The following is a 22,907-nucleotide window of genomic DNA, read 5'->3' as shown; positions in this document are numbered from 1 at the left end:
GTTTTACAAAAACTAAAGCAGTTGAAACCGAACCGGACAAAATGGCTTCCCCGGAACTCAATAAGGTCCGACAGCACTCCCTTTAAGAACGTGCGCCGGACCATATTGCCTTTTCTGAACTCAAAAATTCGCGAGTCATGCAGATTGTCGATCGATAAAACTCTGTCTTCGCCCGTATGACGGCGGCCTCAAACAGCGGAAACACCCAGGTAAGGTGTTCAGCGAAGTAAGTGCCAGGCAAATCCGGAACACCATCGGAGTGTTGAACGGTGCTCAGCGAAAAATCCAGCAGATGCCCCATCACCTCGAGCTGAATACCAAAATGATCGTCCATCTGGTCTCCCGTTTCGCAACCCAAAAGAGAAACATAGGATCGCATTGATTCAGCCGAGTCACTCTGAAATTGGCCTCGCTGCCAGACCGACTGGAACGGGGGCAGATGGTTCGCAGGTCCGAGAAACAACTGGCAGTAGTCCACAGCCAGCTCTTCCAGCGTCGATGAAGCGGCACTGTCAGGCAACCGACCTCCTGCCTGAGTGAAGACCTGGCAAAGCGGAGGCTCCTGAAGCGATTTCAGGAGCTGCCCGTCGACTTCCCGAATCCACAGTCGCGCCAACAATCGGTATGTGCCGGCCAGTGAGGCCAGTTCGTTCACCGCCGGCTTCATGTCAGGCCCACCTTCCGGATCGAAACGACCGTATCGTGATACGCCTGCTGCCCGCTGACCGGATCCGGAGTGATAGGTATCAGTCGGTTCTGATTCCAGCCGTTACCGGTATTCGCTGTCCATCGTTCCGGGTCGCCGCCGGATGTGTCCTGCCACCACATGTTCCGTTCCCAGTCGGCGTCACGATAAGTCACCGGATCGCTGCCTGCCAGATATGTCGCTGATTGGTCCACTGTCGATTCGTTTGGTTCGTCAGGCACACCGACACCGCCTGGCCGCGCCTGAGCAACATTCGTGTACTGCCAGTGCCCGCAGCTGTTACTCATCGCCAGCGCCTGCGGATGAAGGCCCTCCATTAACACAATCGGAACCCTCATTGTCGCCACCACACGCCGTCCGTTATCAACCTGCAGATCGTCTCGTTTTAAGTGCGGCGACTGCTTCTCGATTTCCTGTGAATAGTACGATGTCACTTCAATCCAGTCGCCGTTTTTCAATCCAAATCGGGACGCCGTCTGAGGATTAATCCAAGCCGGATTCGAGTGGACAATCTCGGCCAGCCATTTCAGATTCATGGTGCGTCCATGGTTGTGAACATTCCACTTGAAGCTGGTCATCACCAACTCATTCTCTCCCAGGTCACGATGCTCCTGCGGCTGGAACCAAATCGGCATTTGGTCGATATTAACTTCGTGACCATGATGTTTTTCGTTTCGGTTCTTCGTCCTGGTGACGCCGCTGGCCGCGATCAGATCTGAACAATCCTCATTAAGCCCGATCTTTTGGACAAACAGACTGCGGACTTCGAAACGGCGGCTGGGAGTGGCAAAACCCCGTACGGGTCTGCCATCTTTGATGATACCGATGCCAACGCCGTTTTTCGTAATCACTCCGGTCGATTCATCGATACCGGCTCCGTGCATGTCGTCTTCACTCAGTGGAATATTATACGGTTCATAAAAGGGTTCTCTGTCACCTTCCCAGGCGCCTTCCTCAAGCAATCGCGCCAGTCCCCGCTTTCCGGTTACAGGATTTTTCGGAACATTCGATGCCCACTGTTCCATGTATTCTTCGGTCGACTCCTGATACCACTGTTCCATGCCGCCGCCAATCCGCCGGGCCAGTTCGGGGAAGAACTCACGAACGTCTTTCGATTCACCCAGAGGCTCAATCATCGGTGTCCGCAAACCAACATACGGCCTCAGGTTGTAGGATGCACGGGCATCCAGATCCCAGCGTTCCATATACGTAGCCCACGGCAGGACGATGTCAGCGTAGTGGGCCGTTTCGTTGTAGAAACAGTTAATACAGACATGAAACCCGATTGAGTCTTCGTCGGTCAGTACCTTCTGCGTCAGACTTTCTTCCGGCCAGGTCAGCGGCGAATCGAGGTTGTAAGTCATGTAGGCCTGAAGTTTTGCCCGCCCCTGCAGCAAATACAGGTAAATCACCTCCCCTACGCGCATCCTCCGCCAAACATTGGCCAGCGGGTACTCAGGCGGATCTTCCAATACGCTCCATGTCTTTGCACCGGGCGGCATCGGAGGTGTTTTGACCAGCGGATCAAGTCCGCCCCACGGTGACCAGCACCAGCCGCCTTTCCTGCCGACGCTGCCTACGACAGCGTTCAATAAATTAATAGCTCGATCGTTGTAGAAACCATTGATGTGGGCCGAACTTCCCCGGTTACACATCGTCGTACATGCCGGAGCGGCCTCCGCAAACTCAATGGCAATGCGTCGGATATCCTTGGCGGAGACACCGCTGATCTGTTCGGCCCATTCGGGAGTGTACGTCTGCAGATGCTCCCGCAACTCATCGACTGTGACATTCGTCCAGCCTTCAATGAAATCGGCGTCATGAAGATTCTCTCTGAGGATCACATGGCTCATGGCCAGCGCAATCGCACCATCTGTCCCTGGAAAGGGCGCAAACCATTCGTCGCTGCCACCAGCCGTGTTGGACATCCGCACATCGAATGTGACCAGCTTGGCACCGTTCCGGAAACGGCCGTTTTGAATCCGCGTCGCAAACGGGACGTGCCCCTGGTGTGCTTCAAAGGCATTTGAGCCAAAGTTGAGGATATATTTTGAATGCTCAACGTCGTTCAGATCCCAGTCACTCTCCCACAGATAGGTCAGATTGGCCGCACGTCGGTTACCGGAACAAAGCGCTCGATGACTCAACTGTGTTTTGGTTCCGAAAGCATTGAGGAACCGAGCCAGGGCGTCTTTGCTCCGCTGACGGCCCTGATGAAAAGCAAACTCTTCCGGCCGGCCGCTTTCGCGAACGACCTTCAGTCGCGTGGCGATTTCGTCCAGAGCCTCGTCCCAGGTAATCCTCTTCCATTTTCCCTCGCCACGTTTCCCCACACGCCGCAGGGGATACAGCAGGCGTTCGGGATGGTACAGATGGTTCAAACCAGCCTGGCCGCGGGCGCAGAGGTGTCCACGGCTGTTGGGATCATTCGGATTGCCTTCGATCTTGAGGACGCGGCCGTCTTTTACGTATCCGATAATGCCACAAACAGTGCTGCACAGCTGACACATGCCCGGTACCTTTCGGGCATTTTTGTACTTGTTGCGATCCGGCCAGTTGCGCCTGGCCAGCGGACCGGGTAACTGACATACTCCCGGCATCGTTTTAAAGTCACCCGTTTCGTAAGGAGTGCCTTTCAATTTCTTCCATGTTTCAAGGTCGCCCGCCGGAGACGTCGCGGAGGCATCCTCCCGAGTCCCAGGCCCCGGCTGTGACTGATGTTTCCCGTCCCGGCAACCGAATGCGGCCAGACCGGCTACGGTACCGGCTGCCATACCGAGTTCGAGGAAACGACGCCGTGACTCTTGATTATCATTCATGAGCCTGCGTTCCTGATTTCTTCCAGCTGTAGATGCTGTACGCATCGGGGCTGTAAGACTCACCTTCCCGCGGTACATCTTCTTCCGCTTCCACGGGAGCAGGTCCGGCAAACCACATCCGCGGACTGGTCCCTTTCTCGGGCCGCAACTGCTTCAATTCACCGTCGTCGGCCTCGGCCTCGGCCATGGCCCGGTTGATTTTCGACTCAGGATCATTGAGATCGCCATAATAAAGCGCTTCCGAAGGACACGTTGGAACGCAGGCCGGTTCCATACCGATCTCAGTTCGATGGTAACAGTTATGACATTTCACGGCCTGCCGCGCCACGGGATCGAGATAAATTGCGCCGTAAGGACAGACGTCCACACAGGTACCGTGCCCCGAACACACATCATAATCAACCGCAACAGTCCCGCCCGCTTCCTTATGCAAGGCACCACAGGGGCATGCCTTAATACAGGGTGCATCCTCACAGTGCTGACACGACATCGGCAGGAACACACGAGCAACCTTCGGGTAGTCTCCAACATCTTTGTAGATGGTCTGTCGAATATAATTTCCCAGAGGCACATCATTTTCAGCCTTACAGCTCACCTCGCATCCGTGACAACCGAAACAGCGGCGCGTATCAACGAACCAGCCGAACTTCGTGCCGTCATCCGGTGCCTTCATTCGCTCGCGCCAGTTTTCTTCAGGCTGAAATTTATCGTCGGGCTTCGAATCAGTCGGGGATTCCTCAGTCGACAGGGAAACAATCGGCAGGGCTACAGATGACCTGCTTAAAAACTCACGGCGATTGGGATTTTTCTCGGACATGACGGCACCTAGAGAACATCTGCATCGGACTGCAGAAAGAAACGCTCAGTTAACTGCAAATCATGACGGTACGACCGCACCGTCAGCAGCCCGAGCGCAAGTGTTAGAAACGAAACAACAAGCCCGGCCGATTACGTGATAAGCAGTCACGTGAAGGGAAGAGAGAAACAGCCGTGGGGCAAATCGTATTGCATCAATGTCTCGCACGTCACAGGTCACTACCTTGATTTTTCCAATTCGTGACCAATCAGAATCACCCCCTTTTTAAGGTCGCTGATCCTAATGTCAACCAAGTAAAAAACGGATCCCGTATAGGCGAATATAATTAATGTCAGTCACACGACTCCGCGGCACATCATCGGGGGCAAAACTGAACTCGATTCGCCAAAGATTCTGCGGCCCGTATTGTACGGGAAACGACTGTCGAATCCTGGGGCTGCTGCAGTAGAACTTTCGATCAGTCACACCACTGCCGGATCGATCAATTTTCCACTCCGGCACGTCCGATCAGACAAACGTAAACTAGCTCCGTGCTGTTATGGACCGTACCCGTCGTTAACCAGGGAAGAGTGGTCATTTGCTGCGAATGCAGAGCGCCGACCTGACTGAACGGACACCACCGATCGGTTTTCAGGTTCGCGTTCAAAGGTATTGTCCGCAAAAACTGTGAGCGGTGCACCAGATCAGGACTGCTCCGGATCCCCGTAATTCCGGACCAACCCGACTTCGATAACAACGCAGTGACCGGCCACCGGCGGTTTCGATGCTGTCGAATTATTTTTGGGAAACGTACTGTGCATTCGCCGACATGTTGTGTACTACGATGGGAGGAGTTGGCTGCTGATTCTTACCATCGCCGACACCTGCGGATTACGAAACCGGGCGAAAACAGATCAGTCATACAGCCGTCCGACAGTATTATTTAAGTCCAGCAGTTGTTCAGGGAGCAGAGATGCGTTGCTGTGGTCCGGTTCTGTTGACGATGTTTTTCCTGTCGGCAGTCCACTCTGCTGAACGTCCCAACATTATGGTGATTCTGGCCGACGACCTGGGCTATTCCGATCTCGGATGCTATGGATCCGAGATTCAAACTCCAAATCTGGATAAACTGGCCTCAAACGGCCTGAGATTCACTCAGTTCTACAACACGGCACGCTGCTGGCCGACACGCGCTGCATTACTCACCGGCTACTACGCACAACAGGTGCGTCGAGACTCTCTGCCAGGTCTCGAGGGTGGGACACAGAACACTCGTCCCCGCTGGGCACCTTTACTTCCAAGAATACTTAAACGGGCCGGCTACCGCAGCTATCACTCAGGAAAATGGCATATCGACGGAATGCCGGTTCAGAATGGATTTGACCGATCCTACATCGTGCGTGACCACAATCGATTCTTCAATCCGGAACATCTGGTCGAGGATGATGTTCGAATTGCCCCGGTCCCGCGAGGCACAGGTTTTTACGTTTCAGACGCAGTCGCCGATCATGCGGTCGACTGCCTCCGGGAACATCAGCAACACTATACAGACCAACCATTTTTTCATTTTCTGGCGTTTACCGCTCCCCATTTCCCACTGCAGGCCCCTCCAGAAGATGTGGATCGATACAAAGACCGCTACTTGAAGGGGTGGGAATATTTCCGGGAAGTACGAGCAAATCAGCAAAGGCGCCTCGGATTGTTTTCGGTACCGCTTTCAGCGGTTGAACGGGAAGTTGGTCCGCCGTACGACTTTCCGGCGCATCTTGACATTCTGGGATCTGGTGAAGTCAACCGACCGTTGCTGTGGCAGTCACTGACCGAACAACAGCGTACATTTCAGGCCAGCAAGATGGCCGTCCATGCTGCGATGATCGATCGCATGGATCAACAGATTGGAAAGGTTATTGACCAGCTTCGTGTCATGCGTACTCTGGAGAATACTTTGGTTCTGTTTTTTTCTGACAACGGTGCAAGCGCGGAGATTATGGTTCGAGGTGACGGACACAATCCAGATGCACGACCGGGCTCAGCTGAAAGCTACCTGTGCCTGGGTCCGGGCTGGTCAACAATGTGCAACACTCCGTTTCGCCGCCACAAAACATGGGTTCACGAAGGCGGTATTTCTACAGCGCTGATTGCTCACTGGCCCAACGGATTTCAACATAAGAATGAGCTTCGCCATACACTGGGACATGTGATCGATATTGTGCCCACAGTTCTGGATATTGCTGAAATCCTCCCCATCAGTGAAATCGACGGAAGACCGGTTCCGGCCTTGCCGGGGAAAACCCTGATACCGGCATTTAAATCTCCTCACATCGAAGGGCACGAATCTTTGTGGTGGATGCATGAGGGACATCGAGCGTTCCGGGCAGGCAACTGGAAACTGGTTGCTGCAAAAGGAGCGCCCTGGGCACTGTACAACCTTGCAGAGGACCGCGGCGAGCAGCATGACCTGAGTACACAAAACTCTCAAATCACACAGAATCTGGCCTCAGCCTGGGAAACAACCGCTCAGGAGTTTCGTGAATTGCATCGAGACCAGTCAGCGAAGGTTCGACAATGAGACAGATTGACAGAAGTCGACCGGTAATGGTCACCGGAGCCACCGGTTACATAGCCGGACATATCGTGAAACGCCTGCTGGAACAGGGAGTCGCTGTTCACGCGGCAGTCCGCAATCCCGATGACGAGGAGAAACTAAAACACCTGAAATTTCTGGCCGACAGTACACCAGGTCGTCTTTCCTTCTTCAGATCCAATTTGCTTGAAGTCGGTTCGTATGCGGAAGCGATGCAGGCGTGCGAACTGGTATTTCACACCGCGTCACCGTGTTTCCTGTCCGTTAACGACGCGCAGAAAGATCTGGTCGAACCTGCTCTGCTGGGAACACGCAACGTTTTGCAGGAAGCATGTCGAACAGAATCGGTCAAAAGAGTCGTCGTTACCAGCAGTTGCGCCGCGATCTACGGAGACTCGGCCGATGTCGAATTCACGGCAAACAACAAATTCACTGAGGCAGACTGGAACACGACTTCTTCGTTGAATCATCAGCCGTATTCGTACTCCAAACAACTGGCAGAACACGAAGCATGGAAGATCGCGGGAACGCAGACACGATGGGATCTGATTACGATCAACCCGTCAATGGTACTCGGTCCCGGAATCAGTCCGTACGCGACATCCGCTTCGTTTGAACTCATAAAAAAATTTGGTGACGGCAGTCTAAAATCCGGTGTACCCGACTTCGGAATAGGAGCCGTGGATGTAACGGACGTGGCTGAAGCTCACATCAAAGCCGGATTCACACCCTCGGCCAGCGGACGCTATCTTGTTTCCGCAGACAGCACTAGTTTCGCGGAGGTTGGACGAATACTTCGGAATCACTTTGGTGACACCTGGCCGTTTCCACGAAAGACAGTGCCGAAATGGCTGGTGTGGCTGATCGGACCGGTCGTGGATAAAACGTTAACCCGAAAAATGGTATGGAGAAATGTCGGGCATCCGATGCGTGCGGACAACAGTAAAAGTGTGCGTGAACTGGGTCTGGATTATCGTCCGTTCGAAGAATCACTGAAACATTTTTTTCAGCAGATTGTTGATGCCGGCCTGTTCCGCGTCATCTGACGTTCCGGTAACGAATGCCCCTTAATGAAAACGATGGATTCACTGCGCAAATCCTGACTGGACTGGCTGGACATCGAGTTTGTCGTCACCGTCCCGTGTATACGGAGACACCGTGCATGTTCGTTCAAATCATCGGACATCACCGTTGATTCGTCTTCAGGTGCAGAGAATACTGGTGTACCAGAACTTTAACCAGACGATCCCTCAGACGGTCTCACCTGCTGATTCCCCGCACCGGCCCTCCGCTGCTCCCACCCGAATGATCTGCTCAAATGAAACAGGTTTGATTGGTAAGCACGGTCGTTCAGATTCACGACTTCATCAGGACTGCAGAGGCAGGTTATGGCGTTCAATAAAATCAAACGTGTTCTGGTTGCAGGCGGGGGAACGATGGGGCAGCAGATCAGTCTCCAGTGTGCCGTACACGGGTTTCCGGTCGTTCTGCATGACGTGTCAGATGAACAGCTTTCACTGTCCCGGACTTCATTGCTGAAATTTGCAGCTCAGATGGCTGCGGAACTTCAGCTGCCGCAGGAAAAAATCAATCATGCACTGGACAGGATTGAATGGATTGCCAATCCCGTCACTGCAGCTAAAGATGTCGACCTGCTGATTGAATCCGTTCCGGAAGACGTGTGGCTTAAACGTCGCGTATTCGCACAATTCGATTCTTTTTGTCCGTCACACACGCTGTTTACAACAAACACCTCAACACTCCTGCCAAAGGATCTTGCAAAGTATTCAAAACGGCCGCAGCAGTTCGCCGCTCTGCATTTCCATCCCAATGTCTGGGATTCCAACTTCGTCGATGTCATGCCGTCCGCAGCAGCCGTTTCTCAACTCACTGACACACTTCGTGAGTTTGCCCTGGCTATTGGCCAAAACCCAATTGTGTTCAATCGGGAATATCGAGGTTACGTCATCAATCGTTTCCTGTTTGGTGTCTTTCGGGAGGCTCTTTCAATGGCAGCGCAGGATATTGCATCCCCGGAGGAGGTTGATCAGGCCTTCACCGGTGTACTTAAGTCAGAAGCCGGACCGTTCCGTATCATGGACCGCGTGGGACTGGACACAATACTGTCTATCAATGATTTTTGGTGTAAACGGCTGCTGCATCTGCCACGACTGGATCCGACCTTTCGTCGAAATCGAAAGTTGCTCAAATCCTATGTGGCGCAGGGACATTTAGGAGTCAAATCAGGTCGCGGTTTTTATCGATATCCGAAACCCGACACTGTCAATCGGTCATCCCGGACATCACAGAAGGCCCTCTCTGAAACCGTGATGCCTGACGAATCACGATAATGTAACAACGGTGGCCGTTCGACCTGATATGTCGAACGTTCCCTTCAGGTCTGCCATCTGCGACAGATCAAAACAGATGGCATCTTCATTTACATTGAAAAGTGCCACCATTTTCGGATCACCATTGGACGTCATCAGAATACGCCCCTCTCCGTCGGCCGTAATTGTCACCGAGCCTCGACGGAACAACCGGCTCGTTCTCCGCCACTCAATACACTGCCTGTACCAGTCCAGCAGTGTTCGGTCCTGTTTCGATTCGTCCCATGGAAATCCTCGTCGGCAGTCAGGATCCTGACCTCCGACAAGGCCAACTTCATCACCGTAGTAGACACAGGGCGTTCCAGGTAACAGGCAAACAAACAACCACGCCATCCGAAGTGCCGCCGTATCACCACCGCAACAGCTGACAAAACGCGGCATATCGTGACTGTCGAGCAGATTCAACTGCGACTCCGTCACACACTGCGGATAACTGTTCAGAATCCGATTGATCTCATCAGCAAACTCAATGGATGACAACCGGCGAACGTGACCAAACGAAGATGGTTGCCGGGCCAGTTCAAGATCAAGGTGCGAACCACCAAAGAAACCCAGGCAGGCAGCCGTGACCTGATAATTCATCACGGCATCCCACATATCTCCCTGGAGCCATACTGCCGCATCTCCCCAGACCTCACCGACAATGTAAGCATCAGGATTGATCGCCCGCACACGCCGGCGAAACTCCCGCCAGAATTCGCCATCATCAATTTCATTCGGAACATCAAGACGCCAGCCATCAATACCAAATTCGATCCAGTACTCCCCAACCCTCAACAGGAATTCACGGGCTTCGGTACAGTCCGTATTGAATTTTGGAAGTGCAGGAAGATTCCACCACGCCGAATAGCCGATCGTTTCCAGACTACCCGCACCGCCAGCAAGTTCTGCCGTCACCGACTCGGACGGATACGGCTGAAACCGTCGCTGCCCGCACAGTCGTGCGGGATCAAAATGGAACCAGTCGCGATAGGGTGATGCAGCACCATTCTCCAGCACGTGGTGAAACTGCCAGAACCCACGACTCGCGTGATTAAACACACCATCCAGAATCAGTCTGACACCGCGCGCGTGGCAGTTGTCCAGCAGGTTCCGCAGCGCTTTGTTACCGCCAAGCAACGGATCGACCTGATAGTAGTCGTACGTGTGGTATCGATGGTTGCAGGCAGAGGAGAAGACCGGACACAAATATAGAGCATTGATTCCCAGCTCGGTCAGATAATCAAGCCGTTCAGTAATACCGTCGAGCGTCCCCCCTTTGAATCCGTGCGGGGTTGGGGCAGCATCCCAGTCTTCAAGATATGCAACCGGTGGCACAGCAGAACCACGGGCAAACCGATCAGGAAAAATCTGATAGAAAACAGCGTCACGGACCCAGTCCGGCATGTCGTCTGACATCGGCGACATCGTCCCGTTGAATCATCGGGAAAAACTATATGACATCCTGCCGGATGACTAAGTCCTCGTCCGTCTGTTCAAGCTGAGCCTTACGTGACATTTGCCAAAAGCTCACCGAGAATCCGGTGAAGATCATCGCCGGCATCCCAATCATGAACAGGATGCTGTACATATAGGCTCGAGGTTTCAGGCTGTCTGTCTCATTGGCAGCCTTACAGTTCGGACACGCCAATATCTGTGATTCTCCGATCGGAACTGCTCCGATCGCAATGACCACAGCCAAAGCCAGAACCAGGCGGCGAATGATAGAAATCATAACAGGGTCTCCTGCTGTTAAATCTAAATCAGCGAGGCTGTCCGGAAAACTCCAGCCGCCCCAACACAGACGGATTCTCAGATCTGGAGTGAAACACTGTTTCACACTCAGTCATCAAATCGCCTGACGTAACTCCTGACACCGTCGGCAGTTTGTGTCGATGACCTTTAGTGAGGGCATCGTAAATCTGAGAGAGCACAGGCAGATGACCGACGACGTCAGCCCGGGACTGACATGAAACTTTCCACAGCAGACTGTGACCTTCGACCGTCCGGACTCGATACCGACTGTCACTACGTTTTGAATTTGACCCTCACTCAACACCAAACGGGGAAAGGCGGAGCCATCATCTCCAACCGCCTAAAACCCTGATTTACTAAACAATACAGCAGCGCTGTAGTCATGATCACAGTGACCTGCTCTGACGCAGCAAACACAATCCGCTGGATTGTCACATTCGGAATTTCTTACTGGTTTACAACAACTGTCCTGCCACCATGACCGACGGAAAGCCCAAAGACAACGTACTCTGCAATAGAATCCATCAGGTTCTGCATCGAGTGAATTTCGAGAGGCTCCACGATCACGGTATCGCCGGCAGCCATCTCTACCACAGCGTCACTGACGGTCATTCGCACTCTTCCCGAAATCAACACAAAAACCTCATGCATATCTTCGTGATAATGTGACTGAAATGCCGAACCGCCGGGAAGTCTGGCCCAGTTGACCATCATCACCTGCCCCGACGGTAAATCACGATGAGTGGCAATCACGCGTTTCAGAACGCCAGGACTGGCAGGATCTTCGTGAGACGCCGGAACGAACGACCCGCTGTGCGCAGAAATGTGCTTCATTCAGTCATATCCAGGACAAAGCCGGCCGGTTCGTGCACCAAAGATCTCCGAATCGACTTCGAATCCCGAAACGGGAACAGCGGGGACTGAACAGAACAATCATCAACTTCTCACTAGCCAGGTAATTCAACTTCCCGAATGACTCTTAACGACCGGATTTGTGAGTGTCCCGATTCCGGTGACTTCGATCGAAACCTGATCTCCATCCTCAAGAGTAAATTCGTCAGGAGGTACAATACCAGTCCCGGTCATCATGAGAGCGCCGTTGGGAAATTCGTCTTCGCGAAACAGCCAGGAGACAAGGTCCTCGAATTCCCTCGCCATCTGTGACAGCGCTGTCTCACTTGAAACCAATTCCGAACCTCCCCGCTCGATCGTGAGTCGAATTTTTGTCTCGGCCGGATCCAGCGGTTCCCCGGCCAGCAGAATGGAAGGGCCGGCGGCAGCGCACTGCCGATAGACCTTGGCCTGTGGAAGATACAAAGGATTCTCACCTTCAATGTCGCGCGCCGACACGTCATTTCCAACGGTATAGCCGACAATCTTCCCGACAGGACTGATCACCAGGGTGAATTCCGGTTCCGGAACGGACCAGTTGCTGTCACTGCGAACTCGTACCGGATCTCCGGGCCCGGAAACTCGTGAAGCCATTCCTTTAAAAAACAGTTCCGGACGATCGGCTGTATAGACGCGATCGTAATGATCCGCTCCGGTTTCCGATTCTTCCATTCGAGCGACCTGGCTGCGTTTGTAGGTAACGCCGGCTGCCCAGACTTCCTGGTCATCAATCGGAGCCAGAAAGGTCACGTTTTGAACCGGAACAGGTGCCGTTTCGGGACGCAGCAGGAAGCGAGCCAGTCCAACCGGATCTTCAGAGTGAAGAACATCCGCAAGTGTCTCGCATGTTTCGACCTGGGTAAGGTCTAACGTGAGTACATGATCGCCGCAGTCCTGCACAACCTCCACGATTCCGTCCGATTTTCTGACTCTGGCCAGCTTCATCATATTCCTCGTCGTCTATGTTCCGTTCTGATGGTAATTGCGCAAAGCACACAGTGTTTGCTGCATGTCAGATGGTAATGGTGCTTCAAATTGCATTTGCATGCCACTCACAGGATGTCGAATTGTGAGTCGAAAGGCGTGGAGCGCCTGTCGCGAAAGTAGGGGACCGGAACTTTCCGATCCCGCTGCACCCGACAAATCCTCAGATGTGAATGTTTGATTCCCGCTGTAAAGTCGATCAGCAAGGATCGGAGTTCCAATATGCAGCATGTGAACTCGCAACTGGTGAGTACGACCGGTTTGCGGATGCAGTTCCATCAAAGCCCACCGGCCAAATTCTTCAGCTGTACGATACACGGTGACCGCTTCACGTGAGCGACCACCGGGTATACAAACAGTCATTTTTTCACGGACACGGGGATGCACGCAAACATGGGTTCGAATGGTATCACATGCCAGTTCCGGAACACCTCGTACGATCGCTCGGTATTCCTTACGGACTTTACGCTGCTCAAACTGCCTTGAAATAAGTTGATGAACCTGATTATCCCGGGCCACCACAATCACCCCCGAGGTGTCACGATCCAGTCGGTGAACGATTCCCGGACGGTGTTTTCCCGCAGAATCACTCAGTGTGTCAAAGTGAAACTGGAGGGCCGCCGTGAGAGTTCCGGAGTAGTTTCCACGACCAGGATGAACCACCATACCTGGTTTTTTATTCACAACGATAAGAGAATCATCTTCGTACAACACGTCTAACGGGATGTTCTCTGGACGTATCCGACCCTCATCTCCGTCCGGCAGCTGTATCTCAATGCGGTCGTTAACCCGCAGTCTGCGCGATGAACGTGTGACCAGTCCGTTCAGGAGTGTGTGTTCATTCTGAATTGTTCGCTGAAGCGCAGCTCTGCTGTGGTTCGGGAACAGTCGAGTGAGATAGTGATCAAGCCGCCAGCCGTGGGCTCGTGCCTCCACTGTAATATGAACCGGTTCGCCGTTCTTAAAATCGGAGTGACGATTGTGAAAATCATCAGCCGGATCAGCCGTCATTCGCCCGTTTCAGTATCAGGTTCGACCGGTTGTTCAGCTGCGGGTTCGGGAGCATCCACATCGTCGCCGGAGGGTTGCTGAGAAGAGTCAGAATCTGTCCCGGAAGCTTCAGCAGACTCATCAATCCCAATTTCATCCAGTACCGGCAGACTCAGATCAGGCAGACTGCCGGTACCCTCATTTGGCACTGCCGGCACGGGCGTGCCTGGTCCGAAAGATGAACCACCGGAAAATGCGGGAACATCGAGATCATCTGCGGGTTTGGGATCCAAACCGTGAAACCAGGCGTAAAACGTGGCAGTCGCAGGATCCTTCATCGCTTCCATTCGTCCTTCCGCATAATCTGCAGCAATGGACACACCTTCCTGGTCGAGAACGTTCTGCCATGCATTAGCGGCCGACTGCAGTGAATCTGCCGTTCCATCACAACGAATTTCAGCAAGACGTGCCAGTCCAAGAAGAACACGTTGGCGCACAATGGAATCAAGTTGTTTCAGGTCACCCAGACGGCCGAGCGCAACTTCAGCATCAGCGAGCTCGATATTGGCTGCAGCTCGATCAGTAAACATCTTTCTGAAGGCACTTTGGAGTCGTTCTTCCGCCTGTTTGAGTCGAGCCAGAATTCCCAGCGGCGTTCCGTCGTACTGGTCCGCTATGTCTTGAAAATCCTCCGGTGAACTTGCATCCATCAGCAGCGTTGAAACACCCGTATTTGCTTCCGGCTGACGACCAAACCAAACCACCACCGCTGCAACTGCAAGCACCGCCGCCAAACCATAAATCAGAAATGTAGCATTTGCCTCAAACCAAGGTTTCGCACGGCGAAGTGCGAGTTCGAGATGAGTTGCGTTGCTCTGATGAGTGTATTGCTTGTCCGACATAAAATGGGGGAACTGCGCTGCTGATTTAAATTGATCAACCAAGTACCCGCGAACACCGCGAACACCACATCATCCTTTATAGGATGCAAAAAAGTATAGATGTGCCAATGACTTCCGGTCAAGAGCACCGGATTTGGTCCCACCAGTCAACACAGGAACAAAGTTCCATCACCCCAAAGCAATGATTCGTCAAAAAACACATTTCCGGAACCATGTCTCATTCCAGTGCTTGAATGCCGACGGGACGAACTGCGTCGGGAAACCTTATTCGTCAGTCAATTCCCGTGACGGGTGCAGGTTGTACGGATAATAACTAAGCCATGATTTGTGTGAATTTCCGTATGCCGCTCCTTTTTCTCACGCGCTCTCGTTGTCAGCCACAAGCAGCGGGCGGTAAATTCATGAGATTCAAATCTTTGAACACAGGGACACACAGAAAAACAGGTCAGTACTGGTGCTCCGGAGCACAGTGCGATATCATATAAGTCAGTACTATAAAAGATTTTCTACCAGATTGTGGTGTGCTGTCGGGACCGTAAACTCAATAATAAGCAGGCAAACAATTCTCCCGGGCAGCAGACCGGGTCACAGATTTGAATTGATGGTTTTAGAACTGGTCACGGGACACTAAGTAAAGTGTGTTATCCTTGACCGTGATTCATCTGGCTGGCGTTTTCACGTGAGACCACAGACCGTCGGAATACCGACGATCCATGAGATTTCCTGATGATGTATTCCGGTTTTATAGCGAGAACAGTGCTGTTCGCGTCCGTTGTGTCACTCCTGTGTATTCAGGAACGCGCAGTCGCGCAGTCGGCTCCGTCAATTCAGTCCTGTTTTCCGGCAGGCTGCCAGGTCGGTCAAACCGTCGAAATTACAGTCAGCGGTGACCATCTGCAGAACCAGGCATCTTTGAACTGCAGCCTTCCCGGTGCAGTCAGTGTGGCTCTGGGCGAATCTCGGTTCCAACTGACGATTCCGCCGGATGCACCTACGGGGCACTGTGATCTCCAGGCCGTCAGCAAAGACGGGATCAGCGTTCCCTGGACATTTATGATCGGTAACCGTGATGAGTTCACTGAAGTTGAACCCAATGATGCTGTTGCAGAGCCTCAGTCGATTCCGCTGAATTGTGTGATCAATGGCCGGATCAACAGCAAAAACGATGCGGACAGATTCGTTTTCACGGCATCGGCAGGACAACGTGTGGTTATCGAGTGTCACGCTGAACGAATTGACTCAACCCTTCGGGCTGTTTTGGAGGTTATGGATACTAAGGGACAACGCCTGGCCGTAAACCGCGGCTACTTCTCAACAGATCCTCTCATCGACTTTCATGTCCCCAGGGACGGAGCGTATGTGGTCTCGGTTAGCGATCTGACCGGCTCAGAAAATGAACGTCATATCTACCGCCTAGCCGTTGACTGCGGTCCGCGAGTGGCCTTTGCGATTCCTTGCGTTGTGGAGCGGGGTACAGCATCACGTGTCAGGCTGTACGGCTGGAATCTGCATTCGGATGTCCAAGATTCTGCAGAGACAGGAATGGACAGTATTGAGGTGGATCTGCCGGCTTCGCTCACATGGCCGGCAGAACGTCTACCGGCTCGATTGCTTTCAGCACAGTCTCTGGTTGCAGCACATTCCTTTGCTTACCACTATCCGGGTAGTCATGCTCCGGTGATAATTGGGCTCACCGATGTCCCGGTCACACACAACGATCTCCCTAATCACTCCACCGGTTCAGCACAGAAACTATCGGTCCCGTGTGAAGTGAGTGGTCAGTTAGTCGTCGGTGACGAACAGGACTGGTACAGTTTTACTGCTCATCGTGGTGAAGTGATTCACGTAGAAGCGTTTGGAAACCGCCTGCAGTCGCCCGTGGATCTGCAAATCAGTATCGTTGAGGCATCGGGTTCCCCAGTTCCCCGTGAACTGGCAACCTTTGGAGATGAAGTTCAGAACCTTGGCGGTGCCTTTCGTACAGATCACACGGATCCAGCCGGACGCTTCGTGTGCCCACAGGACGGTCGTTACCTCATCGTCGTCCGTAATGTCACCGGAGGCGTCTCTGCAGATCCTCGACGCGTCTACCGCCTCAGTATCCGACGTGAGGAACCCGATGTGCAGGTTGTTGCCGTTCCACATGAAAGTCCGGGAGCAGCAATCAATGTTCGCCATAACGGTCGTTTTCTGCTGGACCTCATTGCCATCAGACAACGCGGTCTCGATGGCTCCATCCGAGTGACGGCCTCTCACCTCCCGCCTGGTATCGATTTTCCGGATGTGTGGTTCGGCCCGGGAGTTTGCCGAACAGTTGGTGTGGTCTCTGCCGACCGTAACGCCAGCGTAACTCGTGATCAGTTGCAGCTTGAAACTCTGTCCGAATTCACTCCTGCCGTATCCCGTCGCGTACTGGGTGGCGCAGTCACCTCACCGGTGACTCCGTATCCGCGCGGGCGCATCGTTTCGAACCTGCAAATGGCTGTTGCGGGAGAGGCAAAAATCCGGATCACCGCCGACGCACACCAGCCGGTTGACCATCACATTTATGGAATGCTTTCACCGAAACATTCACCTGGAGGAATTGTCGATATTGCGGTACAGATTGACCGACAGGACGCCACTCACGAATCCCCTGTGAAATTGATCGGTGTGGGAATGCCGGATTCAATCAGGAATGAAACCGTGACAATTCCAGCCGGTCAGTCACTCGGTTATCTAAGTTTCTATCTTCCCGCCAACCTGCCGGTGGGCAACTATTCCTTTGCGATCAAAGCAACAACAACCGTTCCCAACGCTGACAAAACTCCCCAAACCGTCACGATTTTCAGTAATCCAGTTACGATTGAGGTTAATCCACCAGCTCTGCTGCTGACTATTGCCCCTTTTGCTGATACACAGGTTAAACGGGGTGAAATCGTTCAGGTCCCTTATCATGTCAGGCGTTTGAACGGTTTTATTGGTAAGATGCACACAGAACTGGCAAGTGCAGGAGTCATCACAAACGTGCCAGGTCTCAGGGGTCGCGGAGTAACGTCTACCGGTCAGGCGGACCGGGCTTCAATTCAGATCGAAGTCAATAACGACGCCCCTCTCGGTGACCAGCAGTTTCTCAGGTTGTTTGCAGTCGGAGTTGTTGAAGATGAAGTGGTTTATCATGGCAGTCACTTCGTGAGAATGGAGATTACGGACTGATGCAGAAACCGATGCGACATTTTGAATGCCGGATTCCTGACCAGGCGGTGGTACCAATTGCTCCGGTGTTTCGGGTTCACAGGGGTTTCTGTGTGCCGCAACAGTTTCAGCGACATGTCCGCAGCTGGAAAATCTTTTCGCTAGTCCTGTCTGTCACCGTATTGCTGTGCAGCACGCACCTTGTGACGCACGCCAGTGAACCGCTGCCGTCAGTCGGTTCCTCACGTCCGGTGTATTTTGCCACGGATGTGGTTCCGATACTCACGAAACTCGGCTGCAACGGCGGGGGATGTCACGGTAAAGCGACCGGACAAAACGGCTTCAAACTGTCTCTTTTCGGATTCGATCCTGAATTCGACCACCAGGCAATTGTCCAGGCCGCCCGAGGACGTCGGCTGCTTCCGGCCTCACCGGAGCACAGTCTTCTGATGATGAAAGCAACATCAGAAACACCACACGGCGGCGGTCAGCGACTGGAAAAATCCAGTGAGGACTACGACGTCCTTCTTGCCTGGATTGCACAGGGTGCGGCTAAACCAAAATCTGATGATCCGCAACTGGTTCGAATCGAACTGGCATCCCCAGTCAAAACGCTCCGTGCCGAGTCTTTGATTCAACTGAATGTGACCGCGTTCTTTTCCGACGGAACGTCCCGTGATGTTACCCGCCAGACTGTCTACGAATCGAACCAGCCCGATGTGGCAACCGTTGATTCCAGCGGGCTCGTGTCAACAACATCACAATCAGGCCTGGTGTCGGTGATGGCTCGGTTTGGAGAAAAGATTGTAACGTTTGACGCAGCACTTCCGTTCGCACGGAGTGATTCCGAAATGGCTGCTGTACAAAAACAACTAGACGTCCTGGAACAAAAATTCAGCAATTCGGAGATCGACCGGCTGTTGCTTCAGCAGTGGCGACGCATGGGAGTTGTTCCGTCTACACCTGCAGACGACGCTACAATGATCCGCCGACTGACGATAGACATCTGCGGGACACTGCCAACAAAGGACGAAGTCACTGAGTACCTGAATGACGATCGTCCGGACAAGCGTAATCGATTGGTCAATCGACTTCTGGCACGTCCTGAGTATTCCAGCTATTTTGCCCTGAAATGGGCCGACATTCTGCAAAACCGCGGCGCCGGTTATTCGACCAGTAAACAACGGCCCGGCACAACGTTATTTGGCGCTTGGATTCGTGACTCGATTGCCGCCAATAAACCATATGACCAGTTCGTCGCAGAGATCATCGCCGCCAGTGGCAGCCAGAACGAGAATCCTCCCACGATCTGGTACCGCACCGTGCGAAAGACGCCGGAGTACGTTGAATCTGTGGCTCAGGCTTTTCTGGGTGTCCGTATTCAGTGTGCACAGTGTCACAATCATCCAACCGAGCGCTGGACGCAGTCAGACTATTACGGCCTGGCCGCGGTCTTTTCACGTGTGGGGAGAAAGGGTGGATTCGCAGATGCAGAAGTTCCGACCAACGAAATCATCTATGTAAAGTCGCACGGAACAATGAAACATCCGCGCTCCGGTGAGCTGCTCAGTCCGAAACCTCTCGGCGCAGCTGCATTTGAAGCAGATGGTTTTTCAGATCCTCGTGTTCATTTGGCAAGGTGGATGACCGGTCCCGACAATCCGTTCTTCGCTCGCACGATGGTCAATCGCATCTGGGCACACTTTCTAAGTCGTGGGATTGTGCACCCAATCGATGATGCCCGCAGTACGAATCCCCCCAGTAATCCCGAACTGCTTGACGCCCTGTCGGATGGCTTCATTGCCAGCGGATTCGATGTTAAACAGCTGATTCGTACCATCACGGGCTGCTATGTGTATCTGCTGGATTCATCACCCAATGAGGGTAACGCCGGTGACGTACAGTCGTTTGCCAGATTCTATCCCCGGCGAATGACCGCTGAAGTGCTGCTGGACGGCATCAGCCAGGCACTGGAAGTGCCAACCAGTTTTCCAGGGATGCCTGCCGGTATCCGAGCGATCGATTTGCCGGATGAAAATGTCGCAGCGCATTTCCTTGATGTCTTCGGTCGGCCGTCACGCATGTCGGCCTGCGAATGTGAGCGGGTGGATTCCCCCTCTCTCGCACAGGCACTCGAGCTTGTTAATTCAACGGAAATCCAGCGTAAACTGACCGCAGAGCCCGGGTACGCCAGCCAGCTGGCTTCCGGCGAACTCACTACCGAAGACGTGGTCACGGACTGTTTTCTGACGATGCTGGCAAGGTACCCTCTTGCGTCAGAACGGGAAGCAGCCGTGTCATTTATAGATTCTCAGGAAGATCGCCCCACAGCATGCCGAGATTTGCTGTGGTCATTACTGGCAACCAACGAATTCTTGCTCAATCACTGAACCCGGCACCGGAGAACCGGCCATGCTGCGAATCCCAGGCAACTCATTTAGAAATTGTTCGGGCGTCACTCGTCGAAACTTTCTGGAGATTGGTGCACCTGTCCTTGGACTCGGACTGTCCGACCTGCTGAGACTGGAAGCGCAGGCTGCAGAATCCGGACATCCCGGAAGCAATAAGTCAATCATCGTCTTCTGGACGGATGGTGGTATCAGTCAGCAGGACACATGGGATATGAAGCCGGAATCCCCGGTCGATTATCGAGGATTCTACAACCCGATTAAGACAGCGGTTCCCGGGGTCATTTTCAGCGAACGCATTCCAATGCAGGCCAGCGTGATGGATCGGATTTCGATCGTACGATCGGTTCATCACGAGAACGGGATTCATGCACCGTCCGCACACTGGATGCTGACAGGTTACTTTGGCCCCACACTCGCACGAAATGCGGCCCAAAAGCCGTCATTCGGATCTGTTATCGGGCGTTCACTCGGGTCGCGGCAGCCTCCCATGCCAGCCTACGTCAGCATTCCAAAGTCTGAAGCGTTCGGATATCAGGGAGCGGTCTATCTGGGCAAGGCTCATAACCCTTTCGAAGTGGGTACTGATCCCAATGCCGCCAACTTCAAAGTTCCAAATCTGTCGCTGCCCGCCGGTCTGACATCGAACAGCGTTAATTCTCGGCGTTCCCTTCTCAGCATATTCGATACCCTTCGTCGCGACGTCGATGACAGCGGCATTATGGAGGGGCTCGATACGTTCAAGACACAGGCACTGGAAATGGTAACCGGGGATCATATGCGGGCTGCATTCGATCTGACCGCCGAAGAAACAGCGTTGCGAGATCAATACGGACGCCATCGCTACGGACAAAGTGCCCTGCTTGCCCGACGACTGGTTGAGGCCGGCGCCCGGTGCGTGAACATCAACACCGGCAACTGGGACCACCATGACAACGTCGAAAAAGGACTGGAAGAGCATCTGCCTCCGCTTGACCGCGCCATCGCAACACTGGTTCAGGATCTGGACAATCGGGGAATGCTGGATGACGTCATTATCTACTGCGTAGGTGAATTCGGCCGTACACCGCGAATCAACGGACATGCAGGACGAGACCACTGGTCCAATTGCTTCAGCGTCCTGCTGGCAGGCGGGGGAATTCAGGGAGGTCGTATAGTTGGTGCCAGTGAAAAATGGGGCGGTGCCGTTCAGGAGCGTATGACTACTCCACTGGATCTTCTGGCCACCATCTACCATACACTCGGCATCTCACTCGACACACACTTCAAAGATGCCAGTGGACGCCCCGTCAGCATCGTCGGCAGCGGTCGACCGATTTATGAGTTGCTTTGACGAGACTGAACATGCGACATACGGCTATGGGAACGACGGCAGTCTGCGCACTGTTCGTCTTTGTGTGTACCAACCATGTATTAGCGCAGGATGCTCCTGAGAAACTCCGCACACTGGCAAGACCGGACGTTGAATTCAGAATCTTCCAGTTTCCGTCTGACAGGATTCCGAGGATTGACGGCGACCCCCAGGACTGGGATATCGTTCCTGATTCGTACCAGATCGGACAACGGCAGCTCCGTGAAACCGTAAAAGGTCTCGAAGACCGTCATGACCCAACGAATCTGGAGGTATCGGTCAAAGTCGGCTGGGTCAAGGGACTTAATCAACTGTATTTTCTTTATGACGCCACCGACGACTACTGGGATTTCGGGCGTACCGATCTGCACAACGATATTTTTGAAGTTGTTGTCGACGGGGACCTGTCAGGCGGACCATTTATCCGCTCTATGCATCCCAATAAAAAGCTGCGCGCCGATTTAAGTACGCATTTCCTCTTCCACGGAGTTCATGCCCAAAACTACCACATCTATACGCCTGCCGAAGGTAAGGACTGGACGATGGTGTGGGGATGCCAGCCGTGGATCAAAGATCTGCCATATGCCAATGCTGCTTACAAATACAACTTCAAACACGCTGAAAGCGGACGCCTGATTCTCGAGTTTTTCATCACCCCCTTTGACTACGCGCCACCCGACCCCTCCCGGGCCGTGCAAACGAAACTTACGGAGGATCAGGTGTTAGGTCTGTCGTGGGCTGTCCTGGACTATGATGATGAAAATTCAGATCAATACGCTGGATTCTGGAACCTCTCACACAAGACAACAATGTACGGCAACGCCTCGGATCTGGTTGCGTTTCGTCTGATGCCGATCGAAAAGAATCTCCGCAAACCGGTTGAGGCAGACTGGTCGTTCAACGTGATCAGCTGGCAGGAACGGACGGTAGCATTTCATGATCACTCCTGGGGGGAGATCACATCGTGGAACTGGGATTTTGGCGACGGCGAAACGTCGAACGAACGTAATCCAATCCATCAATTCGAAAAACCGGGACAGTTTGTCGTGACACTTCGGGTCCAGGGACCGGCCGGCAAAGCACGACTCGCAAAGGTCTGGGATGTGACTTTGCCATAGTCAGCTGGAACCAAAGTAATCCTCGATACCCCGCATGCTGTACCCCTCAGACGCTGGTGG

16 protein-coding genes are annotated in these 22,907 nt (G+C 53.3%); 7 read left to right on the top strand and 9 right to left on the bottom strand.

Annotated features, from left to right (window positions below):
- Positions 1–82 precede the first annotated feature (82 nt).
- Genes MK110_09065 through MK110_09055 form a run of 3 tightly spaced genes read right to left on the bottom strand, consistent with a single transcriptional unit; the run spans position 83 to position 4,342 of the window.
- Positions 83–667 (bottom strand): molecular chaperone TorD family protein, encoded by a 585-nt coding sequence (locus tag MK110_09065; GenBank protein ID MCH2211440.1) that lies wholly within the window; start codon positions 665–667, stop codon positions 83–85.
- Positions 664–3,525, bottom strand: a complete 2,862-nt coding sequence (locus MK110_09060) for a molybdopterin-dependent oxidoreductase (protein ID MCH2211439.1) — start codon at positions 3,523–3,525, stop codon at positions 664–666. Before MK110_09060 ends, MK110_09065 begins: the two co-directional genes overlap by 4 nt.
- On the bottom strand, positions 3,518–4,342 hold the full coding sequence (locus MK110_09055) for a 4Fe-4S dicluster domain-containing protein (GenBank protein ID MCH2211438.1): 825 nt from the start codon (positions 4,340–4,342) through the stop codon (positions 3,518–3,520). The genes MK110_09060 and MK110_09055 overlap by 8 nt, the downstream gene beginning before the upstream one ends.
- Positions 4,343–5,324: 982 nt before the next feature.
- Between MK110_09055 and MK110_09050 the strand changes: the two genes are divergently transcribed.
- The 3 genes from MK110_09050 to MK110_09040 all read left to right on the top strand — a co-directional run bounded on the left by MK110_09050 (position 5,325) and on the right by MK110_09040 (position 9,256).
- Positions 5,325–6,890, top strand: coding sequence for an arylsulfatase (locus tag MK110_09050; GenBank protein ID MCH2211437.1), 1,566 nt, complete (start codon positions 5,325–5,327; stop codon positions 6,888–6,890).
- Positions 6,887–7,951: an NAD-dependent epimerase/dehydratase family protein gene (locus tag MK110_09045; GenBank protein ID MCH2211436.1), complete on the top strand. Its 1,065-nt coding sequence runs from the start codon at positions 6,887–6,889 to the stop codon at positions 7,949–7,951. The genes MK110_09050 and MK110_09045 overlap by 4 nt, the downstream gene beginning before the upstream one ends.
- 342 nt (positions 7,952–8,293) lie before the next feature.
- Entirely contained in the window at positions 8,294–9,256 is a 963-nt protein-coding gene (locus tag MK110_09040) for a 3-hydroxyacyl-CoA dehydrogenase NAD-binding domain-containing protein (GenBank protein MCH2211435.1), read from the top strand.
- Here the strand turns inward: MK110_09040 and MK110_09035 are convergent.
- From MK110_09035 to MK110_09010, 6 genes are all read right to left on the bottom strand, one after another.
- Positions 9,248–10,693, bottom strand: a complete 1,446-nt coding sequence (locus tag MK110_09035) for a glycoside hydrolase family 13 protein (GenBank protein ID MCH2211434.1) — start codon at positions 10,691–10,693, stop codon at positions 9,248–9,250. The genes MK110_09040 and MK110_09035 overlap by 9 nt on opposite strands.
- Positions 10,694–10,727: 34 nt before the next feature.
- Positions 10,728–11,009: a hypothetical protein gene (locus MK110_09030; protein ID MCH2211433.1), complete on the bottom strand. Its 282-nt coding sequence runs from the start codon at positions 11,007–11,009 to the stop codon at positions 10,728–10,730.
- Positions 11,010–11,476: 467 nt separating this feature from the next.
- Positions 11,477–11,863: a cupin domain-containing protein gene (locus MK110_09025; GenBank protein ID MCH2211432.1), complete on the bottom strand. Its 387-nt coding sequence runs from the start codon at positions 11,861–11,863 to the stop codon at positions 11,477–11,479.
- Positions 11,864–11,989: 126 nt separating this feature from the next.
- Positions 11,990–12,865, bottom strand: a complete 876-nt coding sequence (locus MK110_09020) for a fumarylacetoacetate hydrolase family protein (protein MCH2211431.1) — start codon at positions 12,863–12,865, stop codon at positions 11,990–11,992.
- 15 nt (positions 12,866–12,880) lie between these two features.
- Positions 12,881–13,915: an RluA family pseudouridine synthase gene (locus tag MK110_09015; GenBank protein MCH2211430.1), complete on the bottom strand. Its 1,035-nt coding sequence runs from the start codon at positions 13,913–13,915 to the stop codon at positions 12,881–12,883.
- A complete protein-coding gene (locus tag MK110_09010; GenBank protein MCH2211429.1) occupies positions 13,912–14,796 on the bottom strand; it encodes a hypothetical protein in 885 nt (294 codons plus the stop codon). Before MK110_09010 ends, MK110_09015 begins: the two co-directional genes overlap by 4 nt.
- Positions 14,797–15,522: 726 nt before the next feature.
- On the opposite strand from MK110_09010, the gene MK110_09005 reads away from it, so the two are divergent.
- Genes MK110_09005 through MK110_08990 form a run of 4 tightly spaced genes read left to right on the top strand, consistent with a single transcriptional unit; the run spans position 15,523 to position 22,847 of the window.
- Entirely contained in the window at positions 15,523–17,991 is a 2,469-nt protein-coding gene (locus tag MK110_09005) for a hypothetical protein (GenBank protein ID MCH2211428.1), read from the top strand.
- Positions 17,991–20,360 carry a DUF1549 and DUF1553 domain-containing protein gene (locus MK110_09000; protein MCH2211427.1) on the top strand — a complete coding sequence of 790 codons (2,370 nt, stop codon included), beginning with the start codon at positions 17,991–17,993 and terminating at the stop codon, positions 20,358–20,360. The genes MK110_09005 and MK110_09000 overlap by 1 nt, the downstream gene beginning before the upstream one ends.
- A 22-nt stretch (positions 20,361–20,382) precedes the next feature.
- The gene (locus MK110_08995; protein ID MCH2211426.1) at positions 20,383–21,711 is read left to right on the top strand and encodes a DUF1501 domain-containing protein; all 1,329 of its coding nucleotides are present in this window, start codon (positions 20,383–20,385) and stop codon (positions 21,709–21,711) included.
- Between the two features lie 11 nt (positions 21,712–21,722).
- The gene (locus MK110_08990; protein MCH2211425.1) at positions 21,723–22,847 is read left to right on the top strand and encodes a PKD domain-containing protein; all 1,125 of its coding nucleotides are present in this window, start codon (positions 21,723–21,725) and stop codon (positions 22,845–22,847) included.
- The last annotated feature ends 60 nt before the right edge of the window (positions 22,848–22,907 follow it).

This window comes from Fuerstiella sp., from assembly GCA_022447225.1.
GTDB lineage: Bacteria > Planctomycetota > Planctomycetia > Planctomycetales > Planctomycetaceae > S139-18.
Note: the sequence above shows the minus strand (reverse complement) of the source record. Positions and strands in the feature narration are given on the sequence as shown.